Annotated in this window: 10 protein-coding genes, 1 pseudogene and 1 other annotated feature (1 of these 12 running past the window's edge); all 11 genes and pseudogenes read left to right on the forward strand. The window is 34.3% G+C overall.

Annotated features, from left to right (window positions below; all coding sequences use genetic code 11):
- The first annotated feature begins 17 nt into the window (after positions 1-17).
- The 11 genes and pseudogenes from polA to thrS all read left to right on the forward strand — a co-directional run bounded on the left by polA (position 18) and on the right by thrS (position 13,076).
- Positions 18-2,657, forward strand: a complete 2,640-nt coding sequence (gene polA / locus D2K40_RS07975) for a DNA polymerase I (RefSeq protein WP_117154762.1) — start codon at positions 18-20, stop codon at positions 2,655-2,657.
- 15 nt (positions 2,658-2,672) lie between these two features.
- Positions 2,673-3,500 carry a DNA-formamidopyrimidine glycosylase gene (mutM, locus tag D2K40_RS07980; protein WP_117154764.1) on the forward strand — a complete coding sequence of 276 codons (828 nt, stop codon included), beginning with the start codon at positions 2,673-2,675 and terminating at the stop codon, positions 3,498-3,500.
- Positions 3,501-3,710: 210 nt separating this feature from the next.
- On the forward strand, positions 3,711-4,376 hold the full coding sequence (ytaF, locus tag D2K40_RS07985; RefSeq protein WP_229666623.1) for a sporulation membrane protein YtaF: 666 nt from the start codon (positions 3,711-3,713) through the stop codon (positions 4,374-4,376).
- 33 nt (positions 4,377-4,409) lie between these two features.
- Positions 4,410-5,000: a dephospho-CoA kinase gene (gene coaE, locus D2K40_RS07990; RefSeq protein ID WP_117154766.1), complete on the forward strand. Its 591-nt coding sequence runs from the start codon at positions 4,410-4,412 to the stop codon at positions 4,998-5,000.
- A 261-nt stretch (positions 5,001-5,261) separates the two neighbouring features.
- Positions 5,262-5,639 (forward strand): adenosylmethionine decarboxylase, encoded by a 378-nt coding sequence (gene speD / locus D2K40_RS07995; RefSeq protein WP_117154768.1) that lies wholly within the window; start codon positions 5,262-5,264, stop codon positions 5,637-5,639.
- Positions 5,640-5,817: 178 nt separating this feature from the next.
- Entirely contained in the window at positions 5,818-6,201 is a 384-nt protein-coding gene (locus D2K40_RS08000; RefSeq protein ID WP_117154770.1) for a cytosolic protein, read from the forward strand.
- 37 nt (positions 6,202-6,238) lie between these two features.
- Positions 6,239-6,707 (forward strand): annotated as a pseudogene (gene nrdR, locus D2K40_RS08005) (transcriptional regulator NrdR).
- A gap of 62 nt (positions 6,708-6,769) precedes the next feature.
- A complete protein-coding gene (locus D2K40_RS08010; RefSeq protein WP_117154772.1) occupies positions 6,770-8,137 on the forward strand; it encodes a replication initiation and membrane attachment family protein in 1,368 nt (455 codons plus the stop codon).
- A gap of 11 nt (positions 8,138-8,148) precedes the next feature.
- Positions 8,149-9,084: a primosomal protein DnaI gene (dnaI, locus tag D2K40_RS08015; RefSeq protein WP_117154774.1), complete on the forward strand. Its 936-nt coding sequence runs from the start codon at positions 8,149-8,151 to the stop codon at positions 9,082-9,084.
- Between the two features lie 719 nt (positions 9,085-9,803).
- Positions 9,804-10,619 carry a sporulation protein YtxC gene (gene ytxC, locus D2K40_RS08020; protein WP_162879171.1) on the forward strand — a complete coding sequence of 272 codons (816 nt, stop codon included), beginning with the start codon at positions 9,804-9,806 and terminating at the stop codon, positions 10,617-10,619.
- Between the two features lie 504 nt (positions 10,620-11,123).
- Positions 11,124-13,076, forward strand: a complete 1,953-nt coding sequence (gene thrS / locus D2K40_RS08025) for a threonine--tRNA ligase (RefSeq protein WP_117154778.1) — start codon at positions 11,124-11,126, stop codon at positions 13,074-13,076.
- A gap of 124 nt (positions 13,077-13,200) precedes the next feature.
- Positions 13,201-13,297 (forward strand) — a sequence feature (ribosomal protein L20 leader region) (it continues 28 nt past the right edge of the window).

Genomic DNA, 13,297 nt, shown 5'->3' on the forward strand with positions numbered 1-13,297 from the left:
GGGAGTTCTTATAATCAATGACCAATAAATTAGTTTTAATTGATGGCAATAGTATTCTATATCGCGCATTTTTTGCCTTACCTTTACTAAATAATGATAAAGGTGTTTATACAAATGCGGTTTATGGTTTTACAACAATGTTAATGCGGATTCTTGAAACTGAAAAGCCAACACACATGCTTGTAGCTTTCGATGCCGGAAAGACAACTTTTCGTCATAAAACATATCAAGAATACAAAGGAGGCAGACAAAAAACACCTCCTGAGTTATCAGAACAATTTCCGTTAGTGAAGGAATTGCTAGATGCTTCTTCAATTAAACATTATGAACTCAGCAATTATGAAGCGGATGATATTATTGGAACGCTTGCAAAAATTGGAGAAAGAGAAGCATTTGATGTCCGCGTTATATCAGGTGATAAAGATTTACTTCAACTTGTGTCAGATAATATACAAGTACAGTTAACGAAAAAAGGCTTAAGTGATATTGATGTTTATACACCAGATTTTATGAAAGAGAAAATGGAAGTAGATCCAAACCAAATTATTGATATGAAAGCCTTAATGGGAGATAGTTCAGACAATATTCCGGGTGTACCAGGAATTGGTCAAAAAACTGCGGTTAAATTATTAAAGCAATTTAATACATTAGAAAAAGTGTTTGAAAATGTTGAAGAAGTAAGTGGTAAAAAACTAAAAGAAAAATTACAGAATCATCAAGATGATGCTTATATGAGTAAACAATTAGTCACAATTAATTGTGATTCACCGATAGAAATACAATTAGATGATACGGTGTATGATGGTTATAATGTAAATGAATTGAGTGCTGTTTTTAGAGACTTAGGTTTCCAATCGTTACTAGCTAAAGTAGCTGGAGATACAGCGGTTTATTCAGAAACAAGTGAATCACTTGAAGAAGTTGATATTGAGATTCTGAATGACGTTCCTGAATCAATTTTTACTGGTATTGAAGCTATAGAAGTAGAGGTACTCGCTGATAATTACCATCTAGAGCCTATTGAAGGTTTTGGTATAGTCAATCAAGATAACAAGTACTTTGTTCCCACTCAGGTTGCAATAAATTCAGAAGTATTCAAAAAGTGGGCAGAAGATCCAAAGCAAGAAAAGTGGGTATTTGATGCGAAGAAGGTAACAGTGGCTTTACTTAATCATAACATTCATTTCAAAGGGATAACTTTTGATTTATTGTTAGCTTCTTATCTGATCAATCCAGCAGAAAATCATCATGACATCCCAGCAATTAGTCATCGTATGGGACAAAAACAAGTCCTCTTTGATGAAGAAGTATATGGAAAAGGCGCTAAGTTGAAAGTACCGGAACAGGATAAGTTAGCAGAACATGTTGGGCGTAAAACTACAATGTTATTTGCATTAAAACCACAAGTCGTTGAAGAGTTAAAAGATAACCAACAGCTTGCATTACTAAACGATTTAGAATTACCACTAGCAATTATATTGGGGAAAATGGAAGCAACAGGAGTTAAAATTGACCGAACACAACTCGAAACGATGCAAAAAGAGTTAAAGTCAAGATTAGAAACAATTGAAAAAGAAGTACATGAACTCGCAGGAGAGTCATTTAATTTAAATTCACCAAAACAATTAGGGCCAATCTTATTTGAGAAATTAGAATTACCTGTGATAAAGAAGACGAAAACAGGTTATTCAACCTCGGCAGATATATTGGAACAGTTGAAGCAGAAGCATCCAATCATTCCAAAGTTGTTACTATATAGGCAGTTAGGTAAATTGCAATCTACTTATATTGAGGGTCTATTAAAAGTTATTCATAGTGATGATAACAAAATTCATACACGTTTTAACCAAGCTCTTACACAAACAGGAAGGTTAAGTTCCACAGATCCAAATATGCAGAACATTCCAATTCGTTTAGAAGAAGGAAAAAAAATCCGGAAAGCATTTATTCCATCTGAAAAGAACTGGGTAATCTTTGCTGCGGATTATTCACAAATTGAATTACGTGTTTTAGCAGATATTGCAAAGGATGAGAAACTGGTACAAGCATTCCAAGAAGACATGGATATCCATACTAGAACAGCAATGGATGTATTTCACGTAGATGCAGAAGAAGTAGACAGTAATATGCGACGTCAAGCAAAAGCAGTTAATTTTGGTATTGTCTATGGAATTAGTGACTATGGTTTATCACAAAATCTAGGCATTACCCGTAAAGAAGCAAAAGCATTTATTGAACGTTATTTTGCAAGTTACCCAGGTGTAAAAGCTTATATGGATGAAATTGTTCAAGAAGCTAAGCAAAAAGGTTACGTAACGACGTTGATGCATCGGAGACGATACTTACCAGATATAACAAGTCGTAATTTTAATGTGCGAAGTTTTGCAGAGCGAACAGCGATGAATACACCAATTCAAGGTAGTGCCGCAGATATTATCAAAAAAGCAATGATAGATTTACAAAAAGCATTAATCGAAAAAGGATTGAAAGCACGTATGTTATTACAAGTGCATGATGAATTAATTTTAGAAGCACCAGAATCAGAAATTGAAACACTTAAATATCTAGTGCCTGAAATTATGGAAAAAACCGTGGAATTGAATGTACCATTAAAAGTTGATTATGCATACGGTGAGACGTGGTTTGATGCAAAATAAGTGAGGTAGATAGGAATGCCGGAATTACCAGAAGTAGAAACAGTTCGAAAAACTCTGAAAGAATTAGTTTTAAATCAAAAAATAGTAGGAGTGACTGTAAATTGGGCTAAAATTATTAAAGAACCCGATGATCACAAGGTATTTAGTGAATTAATTAAAGATGAAGTAATTTGGGATATTAGTCGGAAAGGAAAGTTTTTGCTTTTTCAATTAAACAATTACACACTTGTATCCCATTTGCGTATGGAAGGTAAATATGGTGTTTTTGAAAAGAGTGAGCCAGTCAACAAGCATGTACATGTGATTTTTCACCTTGAAGATGGAAAAGAATTACGTTATCAAGATGTTCGCAAATTTGGTACAATGCACCTCTTTCCTAAAGGGAAGGAGTTATCTGTTAAGCCACTAAATCAAATAGGACCAGATCCATTTGAAGAAGAGTACACGTTTGCAAATATTTATAACAAAATTCATAGAAGTGAAAGAGTAATTAAAAATATCTTATTAGATCAACAAATTATTGCAGGTCTTGGTAATATTTATGTGGATGAAACGTTATATAGAGCACAAATACACCCCTTGCGAAAAGGGAGCTCACTCACTGAAAGCGAAGTTAAAAGTCTAATGCATCATGCAAAAGAAACGTTATCAGAAGCTGTTATCCAAGGCGGAACAACTATTCGTTCATATGTTAATAGTCAAGGACAAATAGGAATGTTTCAACAGCAATTATTTGCATATGGACAAGAAAATAATCCATGCAACAGGTGCGGAAGTCCGATCATCAAAACTAAAGTATCTAATCGTGGAACGCACCTTTGTCCAAATTGCCAAAGTTTATAAAGAGCTATATTTTGATTCAGTGATCGTCAAGGATCATACAGGCTGTGTCCGGAAAGGACAGTTTGTCTGTAGACCTTTAATAACATCATTAAATCCTTTCTCTTTCCAGAGGGTTTAATGAAGCTATACTTCTCAATTAATAATTGATTCGCCTAGTGATACTGCACACCTCTATTGTGCCCTCCATATACTATTCATGAGTGTTTCAACATGAATATGTATAGTGAAGGAGCAAAAAGAGTTATGGCAGAATTATCAACCCTGTTATTATTAGCTTGTGCGGTTAGTCTGGATAGTTTTATGGTTGCGTTCACCTATGGATTACGAAAAATGGCGCTTTCCTTTCGTTCGATACTCCTAATTGGTATAATTTCAGGAATTGTATTTCTCTTTGCTATGATAGTCGGGGATTGGATCGCTGCCTTTCTAACAGAAAAAAGTGCAGAAATAATTGGTGGATCATTACTTGTTATAATTGGAATATGGGTAGTGTATTCTTTTTTTAGATCGGATAATTCACAAGGGAAAAATAAAGCATTTCAATTTAAATTTGAGATTAAATCAATTGGATTAGTAATTCAAATTTTAAAAAAACCAATGATGGCGGATATAGACCAATCAGGAAATATTGCAGGAATTGAAGTGGTAATATTGGGGATAGCTTTATCAATTGATTCATTTGGTGCAGGTATAGGTGCTGCTTTAATAGGCCTACCATTATTTACTGGGGCTATAGGAATTGCTGTAGCTACAAGTTTATTTTTAACATTAGGAATGAAAAGTGGGTCCATATTGTCTAGCTGGCAAGGATTACAACGTTTAAACTTTTTACCAGGAATAATTTTAATTGTATTAGGGATTGTGAAAATGATTTAATTATAATCATACTAATGAGACAAGGTGGATATCATGACAAAAGTAATAGGGTTAACTGGTGGGATAGCAACAGGGAAAAGTACAGTAGCAAACTTTTTTCGTGAACAAAATATACCAGTAATTGATGCGGATGTTATTGCAAAAGAAGCGGTTGAACCTGGCCAGTATGCCTATAATCAAATTATTGAAACGTTTGGGGAAAAAGTTTTGCAAAACAACGGTATGATTGATAGACAAAAACTAGGGAAACTTATTTTTTCAGATGATACAAAAAGAAAAAAACTAAATAATATTGTTCATCCCCAAGTAAGGTCGAAAATGATTGCACAGAGAGATTATTTTATTAGAGCGAAAGAAGAAATGATTATATTAGATATCCCCCTTTTATTTGAAAGTAATTTGGCAGATTTAGTTTATCGAGTAGTTGTTGTATATGTTGACCCAGATACACAATTAAAAAGGTTAGTAGATCGAGATAATCTTTCCAAGGAAGATGCCCAAAATCGTATCCAGGCTCAAATGCCAATCGATGATAAAAAGGATTTGGCGGATAGAGTGATTGATAATACTGGCTCAATTGAATATACAAAAAAACAATGCAAGGAAATAATTAAGCAGCTTTAATGAAAATAAAGCCTATTGTTGAATAGGTTTTATTTTTTTGTAGTAAAATAAACCTTGCCAAACAGAAAGAAACCATATATAATTTTTTTGCATGTGCTTACGTTAAAAGATTAGACAAACATATGTTATAATAAAAAGTAAGGCTTTTAAATGGGTGCGTAATGGTCACTTAAAGGGTTAGGACCTCTTTGGACTAACTTTCCCCCGTGACAACGCGTGCATGTTATTTTAAAAGTGTTAATTAATAAGGGGGATTTTTAAATGGATACAATGGGTAGACATGTTATTGCGGAGATGTGGGATTGTAATATAGATACGTTAAATGATATGGGAAGAATTGAACAAATTTTTGTTAATGCGGCTTTGAAGGCTGGTGCTGAGGTAAGAGAAGTTGCTTTTCATAAATTTGCGCCTCAGGGTGTAAGTGGTGTGGTAATTATTTCAGAATCACACTTAACAATCCATAGTTTTCCTGAACATGGGTATGCAAGTATTGACGTGTACACTTGTGGTGATATTATTGATCCAAATGTTGCATGTGATTTTATTTCGGATGCATTGGAATCTAAAAGTTGTGAAAAAATTGAAGTCCCACGTGGTAAGGGACCGGTTCACGTACCAAAATATAATGCATTATAGTTTTTCTACAGTCCCTTTTGCTGTTATATTCAGTAGAGGGGATTTTGTATAACAAGATTACTTTCCATAATCTAATTGCTATTAAAATTAAATTATCTATGCGTTGTTATCGTTTTCTACAGAAAAACATGTTAGTATTGTATATATAATATGTAATCATAGATGATGAGGTGCGGACATGGGATTAAAAGAATCATTTGAAAAATATGTTAATAATCATTCTGAAACAAAAGACAAGCATTGGGATGAACAATTACAAACACACTATTTTAAAACAACAAAAGATAGAGCTTTTCAAACGGTTGAATCATACTTTAGAGATAAGCAAGGTTGTGAAATCGTTGCTACATCTAAAGAACACGGAGAAATAAGTGTGAATTTTAAAGGGCGAAAAAAAGCTTTTGTTATTGCAACCATTATTATGGTTAGACCATTTCGAACAGCTGTTGACTTATCTGTTACAACAGAATCAGTCCTTCCTTTAGACTTTGGGTATAGCCATAAATTAATACCAAAACTTTATGATGAATTAAAGAAAGAAATGACACTGTTACAAGAATAGTACACCTGAAGGTAATATAGGATAGGAATGATAACGAATGCGTTGCCCAAACTGTCACTACAAAAACACTAGAGTTATGGACTCAAGACCGATTGAAGATGGACAGGCAATTAGAAGAAGACGTGAATGTGAATCTTGTGAATTTCGTTTTACAACTTTTGAGCGAATCGAAGAACTACCTTTAATTGTTGTAAAAAAAGAAGGTATTAGAGAGGAATTCAGTCGCAAGAAACTAATACGTGGTTTAATCAAAGCCTGCGAAAAAAGACCCGTTGCTCTTGAACAATTGGAGCAACTTGCAATGGAAGTTGAAAAAGAACTGCGGAGTCGTGGTACGGCGGAAGTGCAAAGTCAAGAAGTGGGTGAATTAATCATGGACCGCTTATCGGTGATTGATGAAGTAGCCTATGTAAGATTTGCATCAGTTTATCGTCAGTTTAAAGATATTAGTGTCTTTTTTAGATGAGTTAAAAGATTTGATTAAAAACTCAGATGATAAAGCATAGTAGTTGAGCCGAATTGGCTCTTTTTTTCTTTAAATAAGGCAGGAAAGGAGAAGGTGTTTAACATGCAACAGCACATTGGTAAATTACTACCTGCTCATGGCTACTTTATATTATCTGAACAACAGCTGAATCAAGCACATATGCAAGCTTTAATGCAATTATATCAACCATTATTAGGTGTTCAAGCCGTTTCACTCTATTTAACACTATCAAGTCAATCTAATACTCTATCAGATCAAAAAGTACCTCAAACACACCATATGTTAATGCAATATCTAAATATACCACTTCCTGATATTTATCAAGCACGTCAAAAATTAGAAGGTATAGGATTGATGCAAACTTTTCAGTATGATGATGCAGATCAAACAATATTCACGTATAAGTTGTTGCTTCCTTGTACACCAATAGAGTTCTTCCAGGATGGTTTACTATCACAATTATTGTATCATCAGCTTGGAGCAAATAAGTGTGATCAGTTATATCAATTGTTTAAACAAAATGAACCAAACTATGATAAAGGTAGAAATGTTACTGCTCATTTTCCAGAGGTTTTTAAAAATGAGTTGAACATAACAGAGGAATTTAGACACAGTGAAAGTAGTACTTCAAAAAATGATGGTCCGACTATTGGTAATGAAACAATTGACTTGAACGGTATTACACAAATATTAACCCAACGAATGTTACCTGCTGAAAAGATTTTGACTGCTACTAATATCAGGTTGATTGAGCAGATGAGTGCACTATATAATTTAACCAATTTAGAGATTGAAAAAGCCTTATTATGGGCGATCTCAGATGAAAATCGTTTAAATCATAAAGAGTTCAAAACTGCTTGCATGGATTTATCTCAAAGTATGCAGCCACAGTCTAAAACAAAGGTTAATGCAGTTGACCAAAAAGCAACTTATTCAAAAAAGATGGAAGAACCTAAAAATAAGCAAGAGCAATTTATTCAAATGCTTGAAGAAATAACACCAAGACAGTTATTAGCTGATCTATCAAACGGCAATCAAGCATCTACACAGGATTTAAAAATTGTCGCAGATGTAATGACACAACAGGGAATAACCCCCGGTGTCATGAATGTCTTAATTCATTATGTTTTATTAAAAACTGATATGAAGTTGACGAAATCTTACCTTGAAAAAATTGCTAGTCATTGGGCGAGAAAAAACGTGAAAACAGTTAGACAAGCTATGACTCTAGCAAAATCTGAACATAATAAATATCAGCAATGGGGTAATAATAAAAAAACATATAATAGATCAGCTGGAAAAAAAGAAGTAGTACCAGATTGGTTTAAGAAACAAAAACAGGCTCAAGCAACAAAAGAAAAACAGATAGTAACAAAAGATTCGGAATCAAAAGAAGATGTCAGTGAATTGTTACGAAAATATAATGAGCAAAAATTTAATCATTCTTAAGGATGGTGCAAATGGAATCAATTCAAACTTCTTTAAAAAAATGGATGAGAGAGAATCGGTCTTTTCAGTCGTTTTATGATGAGATGAAACAAGAGGTCTTACGCGATCCTGATATACAAGAGTTTTTAAAAAAACACCCAAGTTTAACTAATCAAGATATAGAAAAACAGCTAATGAAATTATATGAATACCATTCTCAAAATAAAAATTGTGATAATTGTCCGTCTAATGGTTGTGCTAATAACGTATTACCTTGGTACAAACCGAGGATTGAAGTTGAAGGAAAAGAAATTCATCTCTACTATGAAAAATGTAAATACAAGTTACAACAAGAAGAACAAAATAAAAAGGCAAATTTAATAAAAAGTTTGTACATGCCTAAGGACATTTTACAAGCATCATTAAAGAATTTAGATGACGCCGACGAAAATCGACATCAAGCAATCAGAGAAGTGGTAACTTATGTGAGTAAAATTGGTAGTGGGATTCCAGAAAAAGGTTTATATTTTTATGGGCCATTTGGTGTTGGAAAGACCTACTTTTTAGGGGCAATTGCCAATGAACTAGCTGATAAAAACATTTCGTCAATGTTAATTTATATGCCTGAGTTTGTTCGCGAAATAAAATCTTCTTTAAAAGATGATTCATTGAATGAGAAAGTTGAAAGGTTTAAAAAAGTACCAGTTTTAATGATTGATGATATCGGTGCAGAATCAATTTCTGCATGGTTTCGTGATGAGATCCTTGGTTCTATCTTACAATATAGAATGATGGAAAGGCTCCCTGTCTTTTTTAGTTCGAATTATAGTTTATCGCAATTAGAAAAACACCTAGCTACATCAACCAAAGGTGATATTGAAGAATTAAAAGCCGGAAGAATTATTGAAAGAATAAAACAAGTGAGTAAAGAAGTATCCATATTTTCAGAAAATCGAAGAGAATTGTAAAGAGGAACAATGCATATTAATGTGTTGTTCTTTTTTTACTAATTTAAAAAGTTCATAGTTGATATAAAATGCGCATTGACCAGTAACGAAAGTTACTAACCCGCTACGTCAGCAAGTGGTTTTGGTGGGGCGAGTAATCGCAGCCCCAAAGGCTTTCCCTTTCCACGGGCACGGCCTTAGCTAACTTAGTAAGGCAAAAATCGCTTTACTAAATGGATCTTCGGCTCGTGCTGTTCCCGTAGGAGTGTCAAGCCTTTGCTTCCTTCACTGGCTAGCGCATCTATATTTTTATATTGATTAATGTTTACGGTTGTTAAATCTCGCATTTTAAGCTTTTCTTGATATCTAGCGTATCAAGTGAAATGGGCGAGACTCCTGTGGGAACAGCGCGAGCTGAAGATCCACTCGGAGGTGTTTTTTTGCCTCCGAGTTAGCTGAAGCCGTGGGGCTGCGATTACTCGCCCCATCATAAAGCCCTGCCCACGGAAAGCGAGTCCATTTCACTTGAGAAGCGGGTCAGAGGAACAAAGATTTAATGCGTAGTTTATAGATATTAATCATTAATAAGATTATGTTTAAAATAAGTTTTGTAATTTTAAACTTTGCTAATAGTATGTTGCGATTTGCTGGTGTGTTTTTGTTGATTTCTAAAATGTACACATGTTTTCAATCTGAAACCCATATAATGTAACAGTTTGATTCGGATAAGGATGATGTATATGTTATGTGTGTATATGGAAAATGAGCAGGAAGCAAAGCTTTTTTGTAAAAAGCTGCAGTATCATGAAATGGTGTGGATATTACAAGAAAAAAGGGGGTTTTATATTCAAATTTACCATAATGTATTCCAAAACATAGAATTATTAATATATTTCCTATTATTAGAAGTCTGGGCAACATGTACAAAAAAAGATAAAATTTCAGATATAATTCGATATACTTACTATTACGAAGATGAAATAGAAATCGAACAGATTAGAGAGAACGCTATGGCATTACTCTTAGGAGATGAACTCAATAATTTTGATATACAAAATGATCTGCAAGATACTATTATTGAATGGCTTCGTATGCATACCAATGGTGACACAATAGATTACGAGACATATGTTGACTCAACCGACCTATTAGCTGAATCATTACTGTCAGAACTTATTGGAATGGCAATTGATGACATGAAACAAGAAGAGCACTATCAAAATTTTGTGCACACTATCCGTGGTTATATAGCTAATAGCACCAGTAAATATAAAGCCATACATGTAATACAAGGAGAGAATTTTACCTTTTATCAAGATGATGGACATATGTTTTCTGAACAAGAATTGAAGGAAGAAATTCAAATAAATCCAGTTTATATCGTTGGATTAGATGAAAATGAATTGAATCTAACCCCCTTGCTTGCAATGGTACCTGATTTTATTTATATTTATGGAGACAGCCCACCTGATGCGAAAACAATTTCAATAATGAATATCTTTGAAGAACGTGCTACATTTAAACCTTTAAATCAATTTCCGTTTGCTTTAGTTTAATTATTTATCATACATTAATGGGAAGTAAAACCTCGATTTATTCATCGGCTCATAGTCATTTTTAGAGCTAATCCTCAGTAAGGGTTCATCCTGCCTGAGGAAATTTAACTTTTTTAAAGCGTGCTTGATTTTTTTAAATTGTAGCTTTATAATATAAGTCATATTAATAATCATATTGAAAAGTACTGATGAGGACAATATTTTTGTAAGACGTTCTAATAGAGAGGAAAACACTTTGCTGCAAGTTTTCTGTTCAGTCTACAATTATTACCACCTCTAAACTCTGTTTTTTAAAGCTATAATGTTAGTAGAAAACAGCGTATTCTCTACGTTACAGAGTAAATGAAGCTGAATCCATAATTTATTTGGTTCAGGAATTAGGGTGGAACCACGAGCTAACGCTTGTCCCTTTGCTATTAAGCAGAGGGATGAGCGTTTTTATATGGCTTCACCCTGTGACCTGTGCCTGTCTATATTTTTTTATTTCAATAAGGAGTGAATTACATGTCAGATCAATTAGTTATTACTTTTCCGGATGGTGCAAATAAAGAGTTTCCAAAAGGTACGACAGGAGAAGATATTGCACAATCAATCTCTCCAGGCCTAAAGAAACAAGCATTGGCCGTAACATTAGATGGGATCTACTTTGATTTACGTACGCCATTACCAAGTGATGGTAAGATAGCCATTATTACAAATAAGCAAGATGAAGGTATTGACATTATGCGCCATTCGACTGCGCATGTTATGGCTCAAGCAGTTAAACGTTTGTATGGAGACGATGTGAAGTTAGGTGTTGGCCCGACTATTGAAGATGGTTTCTATTATGATATTGATATGGACCAATCGCTTACACCGGAGGATTTACCTAAGATAGAAAAAGAAATGCAAAGAATCGTCGATGAGAATTTAGAATTTATTCGGACAGAAGTATCACGTGAGGAAGCAAAAAAACGCTTTGAAGCGATCGGTGATGACTTAAAACTTGAATTACTAGAAGCGATTCCAGCAGGCGAAACTGTAACAATTTATGAGCAAGGTGAATTTTTTGACTTGTGTCGCGGTGTACATGTTCCTTCTACAAGTAAAATTAAAATCTTTAAATTGTTAAGTATTTCTGGAGCATATTGGCGTGGTGATAGCAATAACAAGATGTTACAACGTATTTATGGAACTGCTTTTGCTAAAAAGGATGACCTACAGGAATATCTTCGTATGCGAGAAGAAGCAAAAGAGCGTGATCATCGTAAGTTAGGTAAAGAATTAGATTTATTTACAGTCTCCCAAAAAGTCGGACAAGGTTTACCATTATGGTTGCCAAAAGGTGCAACGATCCGTCGTACAATTGAACGTTATATCGTCGACTTAGAGGAACGTTTAGGCTATGACCATGTATACACACCGGTACTTGGTAATGTTGAATTATATAAAACAAGTGGACACTGGGATCATTACAAAGACGATATGTTCCCAACCTTAGAAATGGATAATGAAGATTTAGTTTTACGTCCAATGAACTGTCCGCACCATATGATGGTTTATAAAAATCAATTGTATAGTTATCGTAATCTACCTGTTCGTATTGCAGAATTAGGTACGATGCATCGCCATGAAATGTCAGGTGCATTAGCTGGATTACAACGTGTTCGTGCAATGACATTAAATGATGCACACATTTTTGCACGCCCTGATCAGCTAAAAGATGAATTTATTCGAGTAGTTGAGCTAGTGCAAAATGTTTACAAAGATTTCGGTATTGATGATTATTACTTCCGTCTATCTTATCGTGATCCAGAAGATAAAGACAAATATGTTGATAATGATGAGATGTGGGAAAAAGCACAAGCAATGTTAAAAGAAACAATGGAAGACATGGAATTAGATTACGTTGAAGCAGAAGGTGAAGCAGCATTTTATGGTCCTAAACTAGATGTACAAGTTAAAACTGCCCTAGGTAAAGATGAAACGTTATCTACTGTTCAACTCGATTTCCACTTACCTGAACGATTTGATTTAACATATATTGGTGAAGATGGCAAAGAGCATCGTCCAGTTGTTATCCATCGAGGTGTTGTTTCAACAATGGAGCGCTTTGTTGCATTCTTGATTGAAGAGTATAAAGGTGCATTCCCAACATGGCTTTCACCAATTCAAGCACGCATCATCCCTGTATCAGCTGCAGTACACGCTGAGTATGCGAAAAAGGTGGAAGAAGAACTTCGCTTTAATGGGGTTCGTGTTGAAGTAGACCAACGAGATGAAAAAATCGGCTATAAAATTCGTGAAGCTCAAACAGAGAAGATTCCTTTTGCACTTATTGTTGGTGATAAAGAGGTTGAAAATGAGGCTGTCAATGTTCGTCGTTATGGAGAACAGGATTCAGAAACAATTGGTTTGAACGATTTCATCAATGCATTGAAAGCTGAAATTGAACAAAAAGTTATGCATAGTAAGTAAAAAAAGTATATTTTATGACAGGAGCCTTTATGGCTCTTGTCTACTTTTAATGTTTCAATCAAGATTTTTGTTGACAGCAATATGTTGCCATGGTATTATAGGAGAAGTGAAATTGAATATGATCTAAGACAAGTAGAGGCACCCGCTTCTCGCCTGATTGACGCATTATTATGTAGTTGCCAGGTTAACAATCTGATTAATCAACAGATAATGTGTGGGTG

Origin of the sequence: Paraliobacillus quinghaiensis (genome assembly GCF_003426025.1) — a bacterium.
GTDB classification, from domain to species: Bacteria; Bacillota; Bacilli; order Bacillales; family Amphibacillaceae; genus Paraliobacillus_A; species Paraliobacillus_A quinghaiensis.

Bases quoted from the DNA above. Each gene is read 5' to 3' on its own strand.
- dnaI (WP_117154774.1), top strand. From the start codon at position 8,149: ATGGAATCAATTCAAACTTCTTTAAAAAAATGGATGAGAGAGAATCGG.
- ytxC (WP_162879171.1), top strand. From the start codon at position 9,804: ATGTTATGTGTGTATATGGAAAATGAGCAGGAAGCAAAGCTTTTTTGT.
- mutM (WP_117154764.1), top strand. From the start codon at position 2,673: ATGCCGGAATTACCAGAAGTAGAAACAGTTCGAAAAACTCTGAAAGAA.
- D2K40_RS08010 (WP_117154772.1), top strand. From the start codon at position 6,770: ATGCAACAGCACATTGGTAAATTACTACCTGCTCATGGCTACTTTATA.
- D2K40_RS08000 (WP_117154770.1), top strand. From the start codon at position 5,818: ATGGGATTAAAAGAATCATTTGAAAAATATGTTAATAATCATTCTGAA.
- coaE (WP_117154766.1), top strand. From the start codon at position 4,410: ATGACAAAAGTAATAGGGTTAACTGGTGGGATAGCAACAGGGAAAAGT.
- ytaF (WP_229666623.1), top strand. From the start codon at position 3,711: ATGAATATGTATAGTGAAGGAGCAAAAAGAGTTATGGCAGAATTATCA.
- thrS (WP_117154778.1), top strand. From the start codon at position 11,124: ATGTCAGATCAATTAGTTATTACTTTTCCGGATGGTGCAAATAAAGAG.
- polA (WP_117154762.1), top strand. From the start codon at position 18: ATGACCAATAAATTAGTTTTAATTGATGGCAATAGTATTCTATATCGC.
- speD (WP_117154768.1), top strand. From the start codon at position 5,262: ATGGATACAATGGGTAGACATGTTATTGCGGAGATGTGGGATTGTAAT.